The sequence below is a fragment of the Hyphomicrobium denitrificans 1NES1 genome, from assembly GCF_000230975.2.
In the GTDB taxonomy this organism is placed as follows: Bacteria; Pseudomonadota; Alphaproteobacteria; order Rhizobiales; family Hyphomicrobiaceae; genus Hyphomicrobium_B; species Hyphomicrobium_B denitrificans_A.
On sequence record NC_021172.1, the window covers coordinates 3,567,284 to 3,585,787 of the forward strand.

General features: G+C 63.2%; 16 protein-coding genes and 1 pseudogene. 8 read left to right on the top strand and 9 right to left on the bottom strand.

All coding sequences use genetic code 11. The features are described 5' to 3' along the window. Window positions 1-2: 2 nt before the first annotated feature. The 4 genes from HYPDE_RS17190 to HYPDE_RS17205 form a co-directional block, all read right to left on the bottom strand. Window positions 3-377: a DUF6915 family protein gene (locus HYPDE_RS17190; RefSeq protein WP_015599815.1), complete on the bottom strand. Its 375-nt coding sequence runs from the start codon at window positions 375-377 to the stop codon at window positions 3-5. 10 nt (window positions 378-387) lie between these two features. Continuing rightward, complete coding sequence (locus HYPDE_RS17195) at window positions 388-867, bottom strand: DUF6878 family protein (protein WP_015599816.1); 480 nt, start codon at window positions 865-867, stop codon at window positions 388-390. Window positions 868-963: 96 nt separating this feature from the next. Next, window positions 964-3,099 (bottom strand): ParB/RepB/Spo0J family partition protein, encoded by a 2,136-nt coding sequence (locus tag HYPDE_RS17200; protein ID WP_015599817.1) that lies wholly within the window; start codon window positions 3,097-3,099, stop codon window positions 964-966. A 189-nt stretch (window positions 3,100-3,288) separates the two neighbouring features. Beyond that, the gene (locus HYPDE_RS17205; protein ID WP_015599818.1) at window positions 3,289-4,248 is read right to left on the bottom strand and encodes an ArdC family protein; all 960 of its coding nucleotides are present in this window, start codon (window positions 4,246-4,248) and stop codon (window positions 3,289-3,291) included. 306 nt (window positions 4,249-4,554) lie between these two features. Here HYPDE_RS17205 and HYPDE_RS17210 point away from each other — a divergent pair, with 306 nt between their 5' ends. From HYPDE_RS17210 to qatD, 7 genes and pseudogenes are all read left to right on the top strand, one after another. Further along, window positions 4,555-5,175 carry a type IV toxin-antitoxin system AbiEi family antitoxin domain-containing protein gene (locus HYPDE_RS17210; protein ID WP_015599820.1) on the top strand — a complete coding sequence of 207 codons (621 nt, stop codon included), beginning with the start codon at window positions 4,555-4,557 and terminating at the stop codon, window positions 5,173-5,175. After that, window positions 5,165-6,082, top strand: a complete 918-nt coding sequence (locus tag HYPDE_RS17215; protein ID WP_015599821.1) for a nucleotidyl transferase AbiEii/AbiGii toxin family protein — start codon at window positions 5,165-5,167, stop codon at window positions 6,080-6,082. Before HYPDE_RS17210 ends, HYPDE_RS17215 begins: the two co-directional genes overlap by 11 nt. Before the next feature lie 87 nt (window positions 6,083-6,169). Beyond that, window positions 6,170-6,355 (top strand): annotated as a pseudogene (locus HYPDE_RS17220) (hypothetical protein); the annotation flags it as partial. Between the two features lie 68 nt (window positions 6,356-6,423). Beyond that, window positions 6,424-8,376: a Qat anti-phage system ATPase QatA gene (qatA, locus tag HYPDE_RS17225; RefSeq protein WP_015599823.1), complete on the top strand. Its 1,953-nt coding sequence runs from the start codon at window positions 6,424-6,426 to the stop codon at window positions 8,374-8,376. Next, window positions 8,376-9,263: a Qat anti-phage system associated protein QatB gene (gene qatB / locus HYPDE_RS17230; RefSeq protein ID WP_015599824.1), complete on the top strand. Its 888-nt coding sequence runs from the start codon at window positions 8,376-8,378 to the stop codon at window positions 9,261-9,263. Before qatA ends, qatB begins: the two co-directional genes overlap by 1 nt. Beyond that, on the top strand, window positions 9,260-10,609 hold the full coding sequence (qatC, locus tag HYPDE_RS17235; RefSeq protein WP_015599825.1) for a Qat anti-phage system QueC-like protein QatC: 1,350 nt from the start codon (window positions 9,260-9,262) through the stop codon (window positions 10,607-10,609). The genes qatB and qatC overlap by 4 nt, the downstream gene beginning before the upstream one ends. Continuing rightward, window positions 10,606-11,370: a Qat anti-phage system TatD family nuclease QatD gene (gene qatD, locus HYPDE_RS17240; protein WP_015599826.1), complete on the top strand. Its 765-nt coding sequence runs from the start codon at window positions 10,606-10,608 to the stop codon at window positions 11,368-11,370. The genes qatC and qatD overlap by 4 nt, the downstream gene beginning before the upstream one ends. 125 nt (window positions 11,371-11,495) lie before the next feature. Here the strand turns inward: qatD and HYPDE_RS17245 are convergent, their stop codons facing one another. From HYPDE_RS17245 to map, 3 genes are all read right to left on the bottom strand, one after another. Beyond that, on the bottom strand, window positions 11,496-12,794 hold the full coding sequence (locus HYPDE_RS17245) for a site-specific integrase (protein ID WP_015599827.1): 1,299 nt from the start codon (window positions 12,792-12,794) through the stop codon (window positions 11,496-11,498). Window positions 12,795-12,942: 148 nt separating this feature from the next. Further along, window positions 12,943-13,602, bottom strand: coding sequence for a JAB domain-containing protein (locus tag HYPDE_RS17250; RefSeq protein WP_015599828.1), 660 nt, complete (start codon window positions 13,600-13,602; stop codon window positions 12,943-12,945). Window positions 13,603-13,615: 13 nt separating this feature from the next. Further along, window positions 13,616-14,449 (bottom strand): type I methionyl aminopeptidase, encoded by an 834-nt coding sequence (map, locus tag HYPDE_RS17255; protein WP_015599829.1) that lies wholly within the window; start codon window positions 14,447-14,449, stop codon window positions 13,616-13,618. Window positions 14,450-14,686: 237 nt separating this feature from the next. Between map and HYPDE_RS17260 the strand changes: the two genes are divergently transcribed. Continuing rightward, entirely contained in the window at window positions 14,687-15,661 is a 975-nt protein-coding gene (locus HYPDE_RS17260) for an OmpA family protein (protein WP_244437725.1), read from the top strand. A gap of 160 nt (window positions 15,662-15,821) precedes the next feature. Here HYPDE_RS17260 and rplS read toward each other — a convergent pair whose 3' ends face one another. Continuing rightward, complete coding sequence (rplS, locus tag HYPDE_RS17265) at window positions 15,822-16,517, bottom strand: 50S ribosomal protein L19 (RefSeq protein ID WP_015599831.1); 696 nt, start codon at window positions 16,515-16,517, stop codon at window positions 15,822-15,824. A 311-nt stretch (window positions 16,518-16,828) separates the two neighbouring features. Beyond that, a complete protein-coding gene (locus HYPDE_RS17270) occupies window positions 16,829-18,463 on the bottom strand; it encodes a L,D-transpeptidase family protein (RefSeq protein WP_041321477.1) in 1,635 nt (544 codons plus the stop codon). Between the last annotated feature and the right edge of the window lie 41 nt (window positions 18,464-18,504).

The following is an 18,504-nucleotide window of genomic DNA, read 5'->3' on the forward strand; positions in this document are numbered from 1 at the left end:
GATCAGGCGCCTCCCGCCGTTGCGGCCGCGAAGGGATCGACCTGCTTGTGGATCGGCTGCGCCCGACCCATCCAGGGCTCCGGCCGGATGCAGCGCACCCAGTCGGCGAAGCTCGGAATGAAGCCGAGATCTTCCACCACATGTTGTTCGCCGATGAGCCGCACCGGCACGACGCGTCCGGTCGAGATAGCGATGGTTGCGCCGAAGAAGCGCTCCAGCATGAAGATGCCTTCGGCGTGATGGCGCAGGGCACGGTGACGAAAGTCGGCGGTGATCGCCTTCGATTCGTCGAACCACTGATGCAGCGGCAGATAATCTTCCGCGACGCCGCCCCACTTCTTCACCGAAGAGAGCGCGTGATGATAGCAATGTCCCATCATCGCCTCCTCAGAACACATGCTGCGAATATTCGGACGCGGTGTAGCGCTCGTTGTAGTCGAGCGTGATCGTCCGTTCGGCGACATCGAAGGTGAAGTCGCCATAGGCGCCGTCGTTGTTCTCCCAACCGCAATGCGTGTCGGTAAGAAAGTCGTAGGCAAGACGCTCGATTGCGTCGGCGATGCTGATGTGCGATCGGTCAGGCTCGGCTTGGTCCCACACTGCGGTGGCCATCTCGATCTCGCCGATGGGCATGTCGATGACAGCGTCGCCGGCCTTCGCCTCGACATTCTCGATCTGGCCGGAGTCGCCGTAGCCGTCGAAGGTGACGACGACGAGCGTGACGCCCGCGGCCGCGAGAGCGTCGAACAGCGCGGCCTTGTTGCGAGGCTGCAGCTCGGCTTGCAGCCGCTCCTGGACGACGCGCTTGGCCTCCCAATCGGAAGGTGACGCATTCGTGCCAGGCGTAGTGTCAGAGGTGTCCGTCATGGTGATCTCCTGAAACGAAATCGCCCGGCGCGATGGCCGGGCGAAGGATTGATGGAGAGGTGAGCGGGACGGCTCACGCCGCCCCGCTCGGGGTCGTCACTCGGCGGCAATCACAGCCGGCTCGTCGGTCTCGTCCTCGCCGGCGCTGTCCTCGTCGTCGGCGAGGAAGGCGGGAAGCGCTTGCTCATCCCCGCCCGCGTCGGCGTCGGTTGTGTCGGCGCCTTCGGCCTCCGGAGTCCGCAGCGGCTCGGGCAGCCAGCCGGTGCCGTCGAGCAACCGTTCGGCCTCCTTCGCCATGTCCGCCTTCTTCAGGTGGTCGATGAGTTGCGCCGACTGCTCGCCCTTCGCCTCGCGCACCGCTTCGAGGATGCGAGGCTTGGTGACACGGCCGAGATAGCTATCGACCGTCGGCCGCCAGCCGGCTTCCACCATGTCGAGCCCGACGGCACGTGCGAGCCGGTCAGCCTGGACGAGACGGCGCTGGACGCCATGAACCGACACGCCAGGACCGCCGTAGCGATCGCCCTTCTCGTAGAGCGCATTGACTCCGAACGAGACGCAATGCGCCAGAAGCGCGCCACGGCTGGCGTCGTCCAGCGCGGCGAGCCAGTCCCAAAGCGCGGCCTCGTCCTTCGGCAGATCGGCTTTCCAGGCTTCGTGCCGTTCCGCGACCGCCTTGGCGGACGGGCTGTCCTTCAGATCGGCGGGCTGGATTGGGAAGGACACCTGCCGCACCGCCGCTTCGAGACAAGTCCCCGATCCGCTGTGCTGGAAGGTGTCGAGGCAGAGCTTGTGCAGCAACGCTGTCATCGCGACCTGCGGGTTGTTCGCCACGGCGTCCCGCAGCGCCAGCGTCCGGTACGCGGTCAGCTCGCTGACGAGCCGGTCGGGCAGCGGCCTGACGGCGTCGTCCTCATTTTCCTCCGGCTCGCCCTGGCCGCCGATCGTGATGATGGCGCGCTGCGCCGTGGGCGAGGACGGTTCGTCGCCTTCGCTCGGATCGCCATCGGCCTCCACTTCGCCCTCGCCATCCACGGTGGCCGGTGCCTCGTCTTCCGGACGGACGTAGGCGCGATCGACGCAAAGGCTGCCGTCCCCGTCGATGCTCGCGAACACGCCGGCGCGGGCGATCTCAGCTAAGTCGTAGCTGACCGGGCGATCCTCGAAAGCGGCGAGCGCCGTTTCGATCTCGCCGAGGCGAGCGTCGATTTCGTCTGGCAACTCGTCGGCGTTCTCGTATTCGGCCTCGAGCTTGGCATAATCGGCCTTCAACGCGTCGATCGTCGCCTGTTCCTCGGCCGTGAGGTCCGTCGGCGTGCCTTCGAGCTCGCGCAGATGGTGGGTGTGGCCATAGGGGAAGTCGACGTTGACCTCGATCCACTTCCAGCCCTCGGCGGCGATCGTCTCCGCTTCGGCTTTCAGCTTCTCCGCGACCAAGCCGTCGAGCAGGCCGACATTCTCCAGCCAGCCGCCATCGTCCTGTTGGAAGAGGTCGCGCATGACAATGCCGCCCGCCTGCTCATAGGCGTCGAGGCCGACGAACAGGACCCTCTTGTCGGACGCGCGCACCGTGCGTTCCGTCAGCATGCGACGGATCTGATACGGCTCCTGACTGTAGGAGCGCTGGAGCGTTTCCCAGACCTGCTCCTGGCGCGCGTGATCATCCGTCACGGAGAACGCCATCAGTTGCTCGAGCGACATGCCATCTTCGGCATAGGTGTCGAGCAGTTTCTCGGACACGGCAGCAAGACGCAGCCGCTGCTTCACCACGTTCACGCCAACGAAGAAAGCCGCGGCGATATCCTCCTCGGACTGGCCTTTCTGGCGCAGCGCTTGGAAGGCGCGGAACTGGTCGAGCGGATGGAGCGGCGTGCGCTGGACGTTCTCGGCGAGCGAATCCTCCTCGGCCGAGATCTCGACGCTGGGATCGCGCACAACGCAGGGCACCGGCCCGGTCTTGGCTAGACGCTTCTGTTTGACGAGAAGCTGCAGCGCGCGGTAGCGCCGCCCGCCGGCCGGGACCTCGAACATGCCGGTCTCGGCACCGTCGGCGTCGAGGACCGGCCGGACGCTGAGGCTTTGCAGGAGCGTGCGCCGGGCGATGTCCTCGGCCAGCTCCTCGATCGAGACGCCGGCCTTCACGCGTCGGACGTTCGACTGAGACAGAACAAGCTTGTTGAAGGGAATGTCGCGCGAGGACGACAGGGTGATCTTCTGAACCGCAGGTGCCATCGGGATAGTCTCCGCGACGGGCGCCGAAAGACTCTCTCTCGGCTTTCAACCCGTCACGAAGACCGGCGCAGCCCTCTTCCTCTGGGACGCCGCAGACCTACCGAGCCGGAGATGCGCATCCGCACAGATCCGACTTTGCGTGACGGCTGGCTCCGCCAAAGATGTGGGCCGAGTCCAGCGGCGGAAGAATCACGCTGCCTCCTGTTCGGCATCCGATGGCGTGGCGGGGCGTTCGTCGTCGCTGGGAAGAAAGCCGAGGAGGAAATCTGCGGCCTTGCTTGCCTGTGAGGCGGCGCGCACGATGGCGCGATTGTCCTCGCGCAGCACTTCGAGCCAGGAGCCGATATAGTCCGCGTGGCGCACCGTCGGGGCGATGCCGAGCGAGGCGCAGCAGAAGGCGGCGTTCATCTCGGCGACCAGCTCCTCGAACGCATACTTCTTGGAGCCGAAGGAGCCGGAGAGATCGCGGTTCAGCCGGTGCGGGGCGCCGCTGGCGTGACCGAGCTCATGCAGCGCCGTGCGGTGCCAGTTGATCGGTTCGAAATAGGCTTGCGGTGGCGGGACCTGCACATAGTCGTGCGCGGGGACATAGAAGGCGCGGTTGCCGCCGATGCGGAAGTCGATGCCCGTCGCCTTGATCAGTGCCTCCACCTTGGGCTCGATCAGTCCGGGCTCGGGCGGCGGCGCTGTGACGGCGAGGTCTTCAGGCAGACCCTCACACTGCGCCAAGTTGAACACTGTAAAGCGCTTGAGGAATGGGATCGCCTGCGCTTCTTCGCCGGTCTCGCGCGCCCGCTTCTTCTCGTCGTCGGGAATGAAGCGGTCGGCATAGACAACAGTGGTGCCGTGCTCGCCCTTGCGGACATTGCCCCCGAGGCCGAGCGTCTGGCGAAACGTAACCCAGCCCTGGACCGGGAAACCGTGCTCGATCACCGATCCCCAGAGGATCAGCACATTGATCCCCGAATAGTTTCGGCCGGTGGCGGCGTTCTTCGGCATGGCAAGCGGCGCCTTCGCCGCCGCCGTGCCCCAAGGCTGAACCCAAGGCACACGGCCGGCCTCCAGTTCGCCGATGATCTTGGTGGTGATTTCGTCATAAAGGCTCGTCCGGTCGAAGCCGGAACGGGCGCGAGCGGTGTGTCTGGACATCGCGGATCTCCGCGACGGGCGCTGGAAGCCTCTCTCCCAGCCTTCAACCCGTCACGAAAACCCTGTCTGCACTCTCACTCTCGGGGCGTTGCGGGGTGTCCCCGCAGAAGGGGGTGTGCCGGCGACTGCGGCGCCGGTCAGGGGGAAAGCCTTCACCCAACTTGAGGAGGTACGTTGGCGCCTGGAACTCGGGCCCAGACAGGCCCGGCACGGGCGCTTGACCCGCATATTTTCAGTTTCGCATTACGCGGGAGTGTGATAAAACCTCTGCTAAAATTTATGATAGCCAAGGAAACGTCACTGTCAATGACATCGGCGAACGCCCAGCGAGTTCGTGCCCTAGATCTCTTGAAGTCGCGGGGAATGCTCCGCCAGAAGGACTTCATGGCCGAAGGCATTGGCCCGGAGACGCTCGCCCGTCTCGTACGGGAGGCGGCGGTCGTGCGTCCGGCCCGGGGCCTCTATCAGCTCCCGGACACCCAGATCGAGGCGGCCCACATGCTTGCCGAAGCCGCCGTGCTGGTTCCCAAAGGGGTCGTCTGCCTGACCTCGGCGCTTCAATATCATGAACTGACGCTGCAGATGCCGTCAGCCGTATGGATGGCGATCGAGCGTACCGCCTGGCGGCCGAAGATCGACTATCCGCGCATCCGCTTCGTGCGCTTCACCGGATCGGCGCTGACCGAGGGGGTTGAGCGTCATCGCGTCGAGAACATCGAGGTCCCCATCACGGATCCGGCGCGGACCATCGTCGACTGTTTCCGCTACCGGGCCAAGGTCGGCCTCGATGTCGCCATGGAAGGACTTCGCGAAGGCCTCCGCCGCCAGCGATGTACACCTGATGATCTGTGGCGTTACGCGCGAACGGCGCGGGTCTGGTCAGTGATGCGCCCTTACGTCGAAGCGATGGCGGCCGATGCCACGTGAGCCTCGCAATATTGGCGCGTCGGTGCGGGCCCGCCTGCTGGATCGGGCGCGCGCGGAGCGATCCGATTTCCAGATTCTGCTGACGCGCTATGCGCTCGAGCGTCTGCTCTACCGGCTGAGCATTTCCCCCCATCGCGACCGCTTCATTCTAAAGGGGGCGATGCTCTTTGTGACCTGGGTCGCCGATCCCTTCCGGCCGACTCGCGATCTCGACCTGCTCGGTTCTGGCGACAATGGCGCCGAGGCGATCGCGGAAACCTTCCGCGTCATCTGCGCCCAGCCGGTCGCCGATGACGGTGTGATATTCAATGTCGCTGCGCTGCAGGCGGCGCCGATCCGCGAGGAAGTGGAATATGGCGGCGTACGGGTACGCACAACCGCGACGATCGCCGGTGCGCGCATCCCAATTCAAGTTGATGTCGGCTTCGGCGATACCGTCACGCCGGCGCCGGTCGAGATCGACTATCCCACCTTGCTGGACGCCCCGGCACCGCATCTTCGAGCCTACCCGATCGAGACGGTGGTGGCGGAGAAATTTGAAGCCTTGGTCGCGCTCGGCATGGCCAACAGCCGACTCAAGGATTTCTATGATCTTTGGCTGATTGCGCACACCTTCAAATTTGGGCGGCCCGCACTTTCTAAAGCCGTGCAGCGCACATTCGAGCGGCGCGGCACAGCGCTCCCAGCCGATATTCCGGTTGGTTTGACGGATGAATTCGCGGCGGCGTGGGCTGTCCAGTGGCGAACCTTGCTCACGCGCGAGCGCATGGCGGCGGCGCCAGAAGGATTCACGACAGTCATCGCTGATCTTCAGGATTTCTTGATGCCGTTACTTGGTGGGTCAAACACAGAGTCGGTTTGGCCGGCCGGCGGGCCATGGTCGCTCGGAGCATCGAAAGATGAATAGCGGCCTGCGTCAGTTTCGCTGGATGCACCAACCGGTGATAGTCCCTTCAGCAAGTGCCAATCTCGGGGGCGGATGCCTGGGGGTGCTGTGGTGACGGAAGCCGACACGTGCCGAAAATTCGTGGTTCCGCGCCTGCAGACGGCAGGTGGGAAGGCGCGCCCACGCCATCAACGACGGACCTTTACCGATGGTCGCGTGATCTTTGTCGGCGGCAAGGCGACGCGCGGCCGACAAAAGCGTGCCGACTACATCCTGCGCTACCGCGCCGACTACGGCAGCATCGGTTGTGAAGAAATAATAATCGTCGTGAGAGTGCGAGAGCGTCGGCTGGGGGAAATAGAGTGATACTGACCGACAACGAAACGAAGGTCGATCTCCTTAACAACGAAGCGATCGCCAAGACCATCATCGCGTTGCTGCGGGAGAAACCGGAGCGCCCGGTGACGATTGGCGTTCACGGCGATTGGGGCGCGGGGAAGTCCAGCATCCTCGAGATGATCGAGAGCGGCCTCGCGGACCAGGACGGCGTCCTCTGTCTCAAGTTCAACGGATGGCGGTTCCAGGGTTTCGAGGACGCCAAGATCGCGTTGATCGAGGGCATCGTCACCGGTTTGCTCGAGAAGCGTCCGTTGCTGTCGAAGGCGGGTGCGGCGGTCACAGATATCTTCCGCCGGATCGATTGGCTCAAGATCGCACGCCACGGCGGCGGTCTGGCGTTCACCGCCATGACGGGCATTCCGACAGCCGGCCAAATCGGCGCCGTCGTCGATACCGTGAAGGGCGTCTTCGCCGATCCCGCGAAACTCGCGACCAAAGAGAACTACGACAAAGCCGTCGATGGTGTGCAAGGGCTATTGAAGCCGGCCGAGTCGAAGAACGTTCCGGAAGAGATCGAGGCCTTCCGGAAGGCTTTCACGGGCCTGCTGAAGGCGGCTGGAATCGACCAGCTGATCGTGTTGATCGACGATCTCGATCGCTGCCTTCCCGACACCGCCATCGAGACGCTCGAAGCGGTTCGCCTGTTCGTATTCACCGACCGCACAGCTTTCGTCGTCGCCGCCGATGAGGCGATGATCGAATATTCGGTGCGCAAGCATTTTCCCGAGCTGCCGGACACGACTGGTCCCCGCGACTACGCGCGGAACTATCTCGAGAAGCTGATCCAGATACCGTTCCGCATACCGGCGCTGGGGGAGACCGAGACGCGCATCTACGTCACGCTCCTCCTAATCGGCGCTGAACTCGCCGACGACGCCGACTATGCGAAACTGATCGACGCAGCGCGCGGTCTGCTCAAGCGGCCGTGGACGACGGCCGGTCTGGATGCGCAGACCGTCAGGACCGCGCTCGGCGACAAGGCCAGCGATGTTCAGAACGCGCTCACGCTGAGCGATCAGATCGGCCCCATCCTCGCCAGCGGCACCCAGGGCAATCCGCGGCAGATCAAGAGGTTCTTGAACACGCTCATGCTGCGGCACCAGACGGCGCAGGCGCGCGGGTTCGGCGAGGAGGTCAAGCTCCCGGTCCTGGCGAAGCTCATGTTGGCCGAGCGCTTCATGTCGCGGTTGTTCGACCAGATCGCGAGCGCTGGTGCCCGCAGTCCCGATGGACGTTGCGCCGACCTGTCAGGCCTTGAAGCGGCCGCCGCCGACGTGGCGGAAACGTCGAGACGTAAACGCGGCGGTTCGAAGGCGGCGGTCGACGGCGACGACGACAAGTCGGATGCCGTGGTGAAGGACAGCGCCGTGTTGGCAGAATGGAAGGCGGCAGAAGCGATCCGGGCCTGGGCGTGCCTCACGCCATCCTTGGCCGAGGTCGATCTTCGCCCGTACCTCTTCGTCACCAAGGACCGGAAGGACTATTTCGGGGCGGCCTCGGTGTTGGGTCGCCTGGCCGCTGTCGTGGAAAAGCTGCTTGGGTCGAAGCTTGCTGTGCAAGCCTTCGAAGGGGAGCTGAGGCAGCTCGTGCCCGCGGAGGCTGCCCAGGTGTTCGAAGAACTGCGCGGCCGCGTCATGGGCAGCGACGCCTTCGAGACGGCGCCCCCGGGCATCGATGGTGTCGCCGTTCTGGTGCGCGCCCATCCGACCTTGCAGCCGAATCTCCTCGATCTCTTGGAGGCTCTCCCGGCGAACCGCTGCGGTCCGTGGCCGGCGTCCGGCTGGGAGGGCGTGATCAAGGAGGGGGAATCGGTGGCTCGCTTCGAGCGGCTTCTGAAGACCTGGTCCACATCCAAGGGCTCGTTCCTGAAGACGACAGCGGCGGCGGCGCTGCGCACGCGCGGGAATCGCCGCTGATGGGAACCTCGAACGCCTATGGCGGTGCCGGCGGTGGGACGCCCTTGATCCCGAGTTGGTTGCAGGATGACGGCGGCGGCGCGGGAGGCGGCGCCACGCCGCCCAGCGACGGGTCGACGCCTGCACCCGCGACCGGTACGCCGCCCGCGGTCCCGCCGGCGCCGGCGCCGCGACCTGTCATCCCGGCGGCTGGGGCTTCCGACCGCTTCACTGGTGCGCGCGCCAGCTTCTCGCGGTTCGCCAGTTCGGGGGGAAGCGACCGTCGTGGCTTGGGGCGCGCGGTCTCGCGCTATGTGTCGACCTCGGCGGGCGGATCCCGTCGCGCCGCCCAGCGCATGGGTTCGTCGCGGGGAGCAGGGGCGGGGTTGGTCCGCTTCCTGAACGACGCGAGCGTCAACGGCGTCCGCGAGGCCCTGAGGGCGTTGAACCTCGAAAGCCTCGCAGGACGGCCGATCGAAGAAGTGTTCGCCGGGCTCGCGGATTATATCTGTCCAGAAGGTGGGTCGATTGATGAAGGCATCGCTCGCGATGCGTTCGTCGAGACGATCGCCGACCTCGCCGGCGCGGGCATGACCGACATCGACGCTCTGACCCCCGCGCAGATCCAGACGGTGTTGGAGCTCTACGCGACCCATGCGATCGAGGCTCGTCTGTGCAACGACATCGGGACCAAGGTCGTCACCTTGCCGGCGGACCCCCGGGCGGCGGCGCGCGTCGAAGCGCAGCTTCGGGATTTCATCCAACGTGGCGTCAGCGACGCCATCAACGCGGCCGGCGTCAACATCCAGGCGCTGTCGCCCGATGCAGTCACGGAGTTCGTCACAACAGTCTACCAGTCCGCGTTCGAGATCCTTCAGACGATGGGCGATGCGGAGGCGGGGGAATGAGGCGGCACGTCCTGATCGGGCGCTTCGGCGCCGACGATAAGACCCGCGTGCCCAAAGCGCGTGATGAGGTCCCTTCAACCCTTCAACTGGTCGCCGGCAAGCGCTTTGACCATGGGATTGGGCGGGCGTTGGACGACCTGAAGGCTCTGTCTCTATCGCCAAGCGAGATCGGCGCGGACCTGCTTGTCCTCGCTGCGCATGTCCACGCGGCAGACACCCGGTTGTCCCGTTCCAGTGAATCGCAGGACGCCTGGACGCGTGAGATTCGGTTGGTCATCCCGGTCAGCGATCCGGGCAGATGGACGGCAGCCGCCCCGATACTCGTGCGAGCGCTAAACTTCCTCACCGGCGATCGGTGGGAGGTTGGCTTCCGGAAACGGCCGCCGGCGTTCAAGACGATCGTGCCAGCCTCCGCGCCAACTTTGCTGCCGCCCGCGTTCGACGGCGTCAGCCTGTTTTCAGGCGGTCTCGACAGTCTGATCGGCGCGATCGATACCCTTGAAAGAAAGGAGACGCCGCTGCTCGTGAGCCATGCAGGCGAAGGGTTGGTGAGCAAGTCGCAAGAGCGCTGCTTCGACGGCCTGAAGGCCGCATATCCCCAGTCTGCGTTCAATCGGCTCCGGGTCTGGATGAGCTTCGACGCCGGTCTGTTTGACGATGTGGCGTCCGAGGAGACGACACGCGGCCGTTCCTTCCTGTTTTTCTCCCTTGGGGTGACGGCTGGAACGTCCTTGGCGAATCCGTTCGTGCTGAAGGTGCCGGAGAACGGGCTGATCGCGCTCAATGTGCCGCTCGACCGCCTGAGGCTCGGGGCGCTCAGCACGCGGACGACGCACCCTTTTTATATAGCGCGCTGGAACGAGATGCTGGCTGCGCTCGGGGTCGGTGGTCGCATCGACAATCCGTACTGGGACAAGACCAAGGGCGAGATGGTGGCCGCCTGTGCGAGCCCGGCGGTGCTGGCGAAGCTCGTCCCGTCGTCCTTGTCGTGTTCGTCGCCGAGCAAGGGACGCTGGACGAAGCAGCCACAAGGCCATTGCGGCTTCTGCCTACCCTGTCTGATCCGGCGCGCCGCTCTCCAACCGAATGACCCGACGGCGTATACGCTAGCGAATCTCCGCGCCGGCCTCCTCGACACCAAGCAGGCGGCTGGTCAGCAGGTCCGCTCATTTCAGATCGCGATCACGCGTCTCGCCGCCCGTCCTGATCTCGCCAAGGTGCTGATTCATAAGCCCGGGCCGCTCTACGACGATCCCGCCCGACACGACGCGTTGGCCGGTGTGTACCGTCGGGGGCTCGAGGAGGTTGGCCGGCTTTTGACCGGTGTTCGGACGGCTCCAACGTGACTTCGGATAAAGTGCGCCCGCTCGTAGACTTCCATTGCCATCTCGACCTTTATCCCGACCATGCCGACGCGGTGGCGCGGTGTGAGCGCGAGGGTGTCTTCACCCTCGCAGTGACAACGACGCCGAAGGCTTGGCCACGCAACCAGGAACTCGCAGCAGCGACGCGCCACGTCCGGGCCGCTTTGGGATTGCATCCGCAGCTCGTCGCCGAGCGCAGCCGCGAAATTGTGCTCTGGAAGGAGCTGCTGCCGCGGACATGCTACGTCGGAGAGGTCGGTCTCGATGCAGGGCCCAAATTTTACGCTTCGTTCGAGCGGCAGAAGGAGGTTTTCGTCGAGGTACTTACTTCATGCGCCGCAGCGTCCGACAAGATCCTGACCGTTCACAGCGTTCGCGCGACGAAGATCGTGCTCGACATGATCGAAAAGCATCTGCCGCCGACGCGCGGCCGGGTGGTGTTGCATTGGTTCACCGGGACGGCGGCCGAAATCCGACGCGCCGTCGATCTCGGTTGCTATTTCTCGGTCAACGCCGAGATGCTCGCGAACGAAAAACGGGCCGTCGCGAACCGCGCATTCCCGTTAGGTCGCGTCCTTACAGAGACGGATGGCCCGTTCACGCGAACCGGCGCTCGCCCATCTGAGCCCAGTGATGTCTGGGGCGCGGTCGAAGGCTTGGCGAGCCTGCATGGTTTGGACGCTGCCGATGTTGGTCGCCGAATCGGCGCCAACCTCAAGGCGCTGTTGGATGAAGTGTCATAGCTGCCGGTGTTGGGATGGGCACGAGCTGCACGGCAAAGGCTCTCCGCCGACCTTGTGAAATTGTGCAACGGGTTGTTGCACGAACTTGAGATCGCCGCGCCGTCCCGAGAACCACTCGGTCGGCCTCACGCGGCGTGCTGAGCCCACTCCCCAGCGGGCTCTTCATTGATCGCCGCGCGCTTCTCTCCCGCAGCCTTGGCGCGCTTCTTAGACAGCATGGCTCGAACAAAGGCGTTCCACTTCTTCATCGCGGCCCGTTTCTCCGGCATGTAGTTCCAGCGGTCGTAGCTCTTCGAACTGACATCCTGGAGCGTGTGGTTCTGTATGCGGTCGCGAATTTCCTTCGACAAGCCAGCCTGCCCGGCGAGAGTCTTCCAGGTTCTGCGCAAATCCCGGTTGGTCACGACGGGGATCACCTCGCGCTCGCGCTGACGCCACATGAATGAGTAAAGCGTGCCATGGCTAACGGGTTTGGTCGGGTCGGTCGCGGAAGGGAAAAACCAGCCGTGCGCGTTGGGTTTGATCGACTCGATCAGCTCGGCCGCCACTTCCGGTACGGGAATGGCGTGCGGCTTGCCATTTTTGGTCTTCGACCAGTCGATGATCCGTTCCTTGGCATCCCACTGATCGACATGCAGACGGGCGATCTCCTCGACGCGCTGCCCAGTGAGCATGAGAATGCGGACAGCCCGCGTGTAGGGTGGGTGAACGGGCGTGTCCGGACATTCCAGCCAGCGGTAGAGGCGCAGGAACTCTTCTTCATCAAGCCAGCGGGTGCCGACTTTCTTGGGTTCCGTGGGGATGCCGGCTGCGGGATTGTAGGCGAGGCGGAAGCGGCGCTGCGATGCGCTGCGGTAGTCGTGCTCCGATTTCAGGCCCCAGCTATATGCGGATCGGATGTAGCTGCGGACGTGATCCGCCATCGAGCGCTTGCCGCGGTCATAGATTGGCCGAATTAGGTCAGTGATTTCGTCTGGCTCGATGTCCCGAGCGGGTCTATTGCGCCCGAGCGTATCGGCGATCTTGTTGAAGCCTTTCTCCGCTTCCTTCCAGGACGACTTGCCCGACGCCTTTAGGTGAGCGACGTAGGCTTCGAAAAGATCGGCCACGGTGCCGGGACGTGTGTCGCCGGCGATCTTTATGCTCCGACCCTTCTGGATCATGTCGGCGAAATCGCGGCTGAAAACTTCGCGCGCCTTGCTGAGCGACATCGACGGATACGAGCCGAGCTTCTTTTTGAGACGCTTCTGATCTCGCCATTGCTGCGCCATCCAGTCCGCCGTGACGCGAGTGGGCATCGGCTTCATGACCAGGACCAGACGGCCGGTGCCGTGCCCCTCGCCATCGATCAGGCTTAGCTGCTTGCCGGTCTGCTCGACCTGTTTCAGAGCGCGGCGTATCTCTCCATCGGTGAGGCTTGGCACTGGGCTCTCCCATCGGCTCACAAGTGGGGTCGCCAGACGGGTAGTAGGGGTCGGCGACTGGGGTCAAAAGGGCGACCGATCCCCCTTAAAACCGACCCCAATATGCCACAGCGTCCGGCCCTACGACAAGCCAGAAAATTCAAATGATTCAATGAGAAGGAACGTGATCGAGCGTGATTGAAATAGGTCGAGTGGGATGGTTGTGGACGAGAATGATCGCGGTTGCCGACAATTCGAGTGCGCGCTTCACGACCTCGCGGACATACACGGGCGTGTGATCGACCGTTCCGCGCCCTTGGACTTCGTCGGCGATCAGGGCGTTCTTTTTGTCGAGGAAGAGGATGCGGAAGTGCTCACGGTCCTCGAAGCCTTGCGCGAGGCGGAGATAATCAAGAACGCCGCTCCAAGATGAGAGCGCCGGGCGCGATTGAATCTGTCCCTTGGTCAGGCGTTCTGCGGCCGTTTTGATCAGCTTCAGTTCCTGGACGGCGCGATCGCCGATACCTTCGACCTCCTTGAGACGGTCCGGCGGCGCCGACAGGACTTCGGCAAACGAGCCAAAGCGCGCGAGCAAGCGTTTCGCAATCGGCTTTGTGTCGATGCGCGGGAAAGCCCGAAACAGGATCATTTCCAGGAGTTCGTAGTCGGGCACCGCATCGGCGCCGCCGTTCGTAAAGCGGTTCCGCAGGCGCTGGCGATGGCCCGCCTTGTCGTCGGGGACATTCCTTGTTTTGACTGCGCTGCCAAACAGAGCGCCTTGTTCCGCGGCGCTCGCCTTATCGTCGCCAGACCCCTTGGAATGCGACATCGGCTCTGTCCAGTCAGGCCGCGGCGCGAAGATCGTAAGGCGGGAAGTGCAGACCGGCGGGCGAGGTCGTGAAAATCTCGCAGCCTGTTTCCGTCACGCCGACGGTGTGTTCGAATTGCGCGGAGAGTTCGCGGTCGCGCGTGACGGCCGTCCAGCCGTCAGCGAGAATTTTGACGTGCGGCTTGCCGAGATTGATCATCGGCTCGATCGTGAAGAGCATGCCCGGTTCGAGGATCACGCCCGCTCCAGGCTCGCCGTAATGCAGGACATTCGGCCGATCGTGAAAGACGCGGCCAAGGCCGTGGCCGCAGAAATCACGCACGACGCTGCAGCGTTCGGATTCGGCGAACGTCTGGATCGCAGCGCCGATGTCGCCGGTCGTGTTGCCCGGCTTAACGGCTGCAATGCCGCGCATGAGGGATTCGTAGGTCACGTCCATCAGTCGCTCGGCGCGACGCGAAACTTCGCCGACGGAATACATGCGGCTCGTGTCGCCATGCCAGCCGTCGACGATCAGGGTCACATCGATGTTGACGATGTCGCCGAAGCGCAGGGGTTTGTCGTTCGGCATGCCGTGACAGACGACATGGTTGACAGAGGTGCAAGTCGAGTAGCGGTAGCCGCGGTAGTTCAGGGTCGCAGGAAGTGCCCCATGGTCGAGGGCGAAGGCGAGAACCAGATCGTCGATCTCGCCGGTCGTGACGCCCGGTTTCACGACCGGGACGAGCATGTCCAGCGCTTCGGCTGCTAACCGGCCGGCTTTGCGCATTGCAGCAAAAGCATCGGCATCATGCAGCGGGATTTTGCCGTCGCGGCTGGCGCCCTTATTTACTTCAACGTTCGACATGTTGCTCCGACCAGGAACTTATATGGCTCAGGTTGTAATTTAGTGCCAAAATATCCCGTCGCAAAAGAGCGCCTCCGCTAATGGCGCCGTGACCACAGGAGGAAAGCGATGTTTCAATTCCGTACCCCTCTTCTTGGAGGGGTCTGTTGCATCGGGCTGATATTTCAATTTGCCAGCGTTGATATAGTCCATGCGGCGACCATGGTCGAGATGCTGAGTGCTCGTGACGCTACCCTCATGCCGTCTGCTGTGAGCTCCATGCCGGCGCTGGCCGATGAAGCAGCCACAAATTTCGGCTACGAAACGCACGAAGACATGGTCGAGGTTGCAGACGATAACTCCGCGCCACCGGCAACCGGCGGACAGGCGACGACCGAATTTTTCGGCGGCAGTGCGTCTCCACAAAATCCTGCGTGGGCGGCTCCAGCGACGATGAATCCCGACTATGCGGCGGATGGATCCGCTGCGCCTGCGGCGACAGAGCAAGCGGCACCTTCGGAAGCTGCTCCGCCACAGGCGGCGGAAGAATCGGCTCCGCCCCCGACAGGTGGACAGGCAACGACGAGCTTTTATGGCGACAGCGCCAATCCGGAAAATCCCGCGTGGGCCGCTCCAGCCAAGATGAATCCCGACTACACGAGCGAGCCTGCTGCACCGACGGAGCAGGCTCGGCCGGCAGCAACCGAGGCGCCGGCGGCCGAAGAGCCTCCGCCGCCTCCGACCGGCGGGCAGGCGACGACGGAATTTTTCGGCGGCAGCGCTGCTCCAGAAAATCCGGCGTGGGCTGCTCCAGCCAAGATGAACCCCGACTATAATGCCGCTGCTCCAGCCGCCGCTCCCGCGGCCGCAGCTTGCCGCGACGCCGTCGAGAGCGCCGCAAAGGCAGCGATGCTGCACTTCACCGAGGATAGCGCTGCCGTTGCTCAGGATAGCCGCGCTCGGCTGATAGCTCTCGCTAATGCTCTGAAGGATTGCGGCGGTGTGGTCGTCGAGGTCCATGGTTATACGGACAGCGTTGGCTCATCCGGAGTCAACAAGATGCTGTCGGAGCTTCGGGCGAAGAAGATCGTCGATTTCCTGACGGATGCGGGTGTTGATGCGTCGAAACTGAAGGCCGTTGGGAACGGCGAGGAGAATCCGGTTGCCGATAACGGCACCAACCAAGGGCGTCGGCTCAATCGGCGCGTCGAGTTCGTGGTGTCCAGCCAATAAGGCCCGCGTTACCCGATCATCGCGACGAGGCGGCTTTATCGGCTGCCGCTTTTCGTTTGAACGATTGCCGTGTGGGGCGCCCTCCGGCAAAACGCCAAAAATAAAAACGCCGGACCCGAAGTCCGGCGTTTCATTCGTGAGCCGTCGATCAAACGACGGCTTATTCCTTCGCGTCTTCAGCCGGAACTTCGGCCGCCGTAAGCTCCGCGACGAGCCGCTGCGCTTGTCCAATCCAATCCTGCTTCTCGATGGCGCCCTTGAGGTTCAGCGTCTCATCAATGTTGGCGATGTCTTCATCCGACAGGTTGGCGATCTGCTCGACCTTGTAGCAGTTGAGATGCTTCAGACGGTTCTGCAGGTCGATGTCGATACCCTTGATCTGCGTCAGATCATCGGCCTCGCCCTTCGGCTTCTTGAAGCCCTTCCAAGCGGCGTTGAGGCGGCGTGCACGCGCATCCGTGCGCTCGAAGATGCGGGCGGCTTTGCCGCGGCGGCCGCGGAGATAATAAAGCTTCGCGCGGCGGACCTTGCCGCGGCGAAGGACTTCGATCTCGGCGATATAGGGCGAATAGATGGGGAAGACACGCTCGACGCCTTCACCATAGGAAATCTTGCGGACCGTGAAGTTCTCATTGAGGCCGCTGCCCGAGCGGGCGATCACGACGCCTTCATAGGCCTGGAACCGGACGGTCGGTTCTTTCTCGACCTTCTTCTTCTTGTCCTTGGGGTCGGCCTCGGCCGCCTCGATGACTTTTACCATCACTCTGACGGTGTCGCCGGGGCCAAATTCGGGAATGCCGCGCTTCGAGAGGACGGCGTCCATCTGCTCGCGTTCGAGCTCTTGGATAATGTTCATCTTATTGATTCCGTTTCATTTTTTGATGACGCAGAGGATCGGCTGGCGGCAAAAAAGACCGAGCCGGTCATGCAAGCCCCTGATGGGCCACCCGTTTGAGGGGAGTTATCGTTGCGCCGCTGATACTCGAAGAGAGGTCCGTTGTCGAGCGGGAAACGGGTGCGCCCGATTGTAGTGGCTGGACCTCACGCGTGCAGATGCTTGCCCATTCTGGGCCATGGCCATTACTCACATTCTCAAATTGCGGAATTAACACTCTTGTGCAAGCAACCGAGCACCATGGCTAGAGAGTCCTTAGCGAACGCGTGGATTCAAAGTCCGAAGGCGTTGCCGATAATGTCGCCGAGCGATTCTTCCTTCTGAGCGGAACGCGGGGCTTCGTCATCAATACCGCGGGATTTGGCAGCGACGGCGGCCGGGCTGAAGCTTGGCTCGACGGGCGCCAGATGATTGCGCCCTTTCTTGATTTTCGACCATTGGCCGTCGAGTGCCAGAGTGATCCGCTTTTCATGCCCGTAGACGTCACCGAACGTCTTCAGCTTGCCGTCATCGCCGACCCAAGCCGTGAAATAGACGAGGTGAATCGGAATTTCTTTCGTAATCGGGATCTCATTGTTGAGGGGCCCTGAGCGATCGAGCTCGGCGACCTTGGCGGCGTCCCAGCCTTTGTCTTCCATCAGGATCATTTCGGCGAGCTGCATCGGATTTTGTACGCGGAGGCAGCCGTGGCTGAGCGTGCGTTGCGCCGGACGGAACATCCATTTGTCCGGTGTGTCGTGCATGAAGATCGTGTGCTGGCTTGGGAATGAAAACTTGACGTGACCGAGTACGCTTTTCGGACCGGGCGGCTGGATGACATTGAAGTCGCGAATGTCGGTCGTCGCCCAATCGTACTTGCGCCAATCGATCCGCCTGCCGTCTTTGGTTTCAAGCTGCAGCCCGTACTGACGCATCAAGGCGCCGCCGCGGATGAGGCTCGGCCACAGCTCGTTGACCATGATGCTTTCCGGAACGCGCCACGTCGGACGGAGCACGACGTATTTCAAAGGGCGCGAAAAAATCGTCGACTGCTTGTCGAGCTGGCCTGCAACGATCTTCGCGGAGCGGATGATTTTGCCGTCCTTGTAGACATATTGCATGAACTCGGGGATGTTGTTCAGCACGTAAAAGTCGCCCATATCGAGCCACATCCAACGCCACATCTCCATGTTGGCGCGAATGCGTTTCGCAGTAGGGCTGAGCTTTGTCAGCTTGCCGTCCTTGGGCAGCATCGTCACGTAGATCTGGCGGAGCTTTTCGAATTGCGGCTGCTGCGGATGTAAGCTCCGGAGATAAGCGTCCGGTTCGTGGGAGTCGGCGAGCGCGTTGATGACGGTCGCGGGTTCGATCCACTGTGGCCGGCGATCGAATTCGGTCGTCAGCATTTCGGACGGGTCCGGAATGCGTCCGCCGCGCGCGTAGCGCGCGTAGAGCAGGGCTGCGGTCGAATATTGGATCTCGGCGTCGGCGAGTGCGTCGGTGTCGGTTGCGGTCAGCGCACCGTTCTCAAGCTTCGGCAGCTTGAATACGCTGGCATCGAGACCGTAGGCGTTTGCGTTTTCGATTTCGGCGGCGAGCGCTTTGGCAGCGGGTTTCAGGCCGGAAGCAGTTACCCAAAGTCCTTCGCCATGACGCGCGGCATAGAATTCGGTGAGCGCGGCCTGATCCATTCTCTCGCGCTCGTTGTCCGCAGGATGTGTGACTCTGAGCTTGGTGCGCACGACACCAAGAACAGGATCTTCGGCCACCGCAGCCGGAGCGGCGGCGGTTTCGGGCGCGGGGGGCATTGCGGGTTGCGCGGGCGCGTTCTGTGCTGGAGCTTCGTTCGGCGAAGGGTCCGCCAGCACCGGCTGGATCGTCGCAAAGGCCGCGATCGTGCCGAACAGAATGCCTTTGAAGTTCCCCATCACCCTGTCCCGATTGGCAACGCGCACGCCGGCGTTTCCGA

Coding starts and splice junctions, on each gene's coding strand:
- HYPDE_RS17190 (WP_015599815.1), bottom strand. CDS start 377: ATGGGACATTGCTATCATCACGCGCTCTCTTCGGTGAAGAAGTGGGGC.
- qatB (WP_015599824.1), top strand. CDS start 8,376: ATGGGAACCTCGAACGCCTATGGCGGTGCCGGCGGTGGGACGCCCTTG.
- rplS (WP_015599831.1), bottom strand. CDS start 16,517: ATGAACATTATCCAAGAGCTCGAACGCGAGCAGATGGACGCCGTCCTC.
- HYPDE_RS17205 (WP_015599818.1), bottom strand. CDS start 4,248: ATGTCCAGACACACCGCTCGCGCCCGTTCCGGCTTCGACCGGACGAGC.
- HYPDE_RS17250 (WP_015599828.1), bottom strand. CDS start 13,602: ATGTCGCATTCCAAGGGGTCTGGCGACGATAAGGCGAGCGCCGCGGAA.
- map (WP_015599829.1), bottom strand. CDS start 14,449: ATGTCGAACGTTGAAGTAAATAAGGGCGCCAGCCGCGACGGCAAAATC.
- HYPDE_RS17260 (WP_244437725.1), top strand. CDS start 14,687: ATGCCGTCTGCTGTGAGCTCCATGCCGGCGCTGGCCGATGAAGCAGCC.
- HYPDE_RS17270 (WP_041321477.1), bottom strand. CDS start 18,463: ATGGGGAACTTCAAAGGCATTCTGTTCGGCACGATCGCGGCCTTTGCG.
- HYPDE_RS17215 (WP_015599821.1), top strand. CDS start 5,165: ATGCCACGTGAGCCTCGCAATATTGGCGCGTCGGTGCGGGCCCGCCTG.
- HYPDE_RS17195 (WP_015599816.1), bottom strand. CDS start 867: ATGACGGACACCTCTGACACTACGCCTGGCACGAATGCGTCACCTTCC.
- HYPDE_RS17200 (WP_015599817.1), bottom strand. CDS start 3,099: ATGGCACCTGCGGTTCAGAAGATCACCCTGTCGTCCTCGCGCGACATT.
- HYPDE_RS17210 (WP_015599820.1), top strand. CDS start 4,555: ATGACATCGGCGAACGCCCAGCGAGTTCGTGCCCTAGATCTCTTGAAG.
- qatC (WP_015599825.1), top strand. CDS start 9,260: ATGAGGCGGCACGTCCTGATCGGGCGCTTCGGCGCCGACGATAAGACC.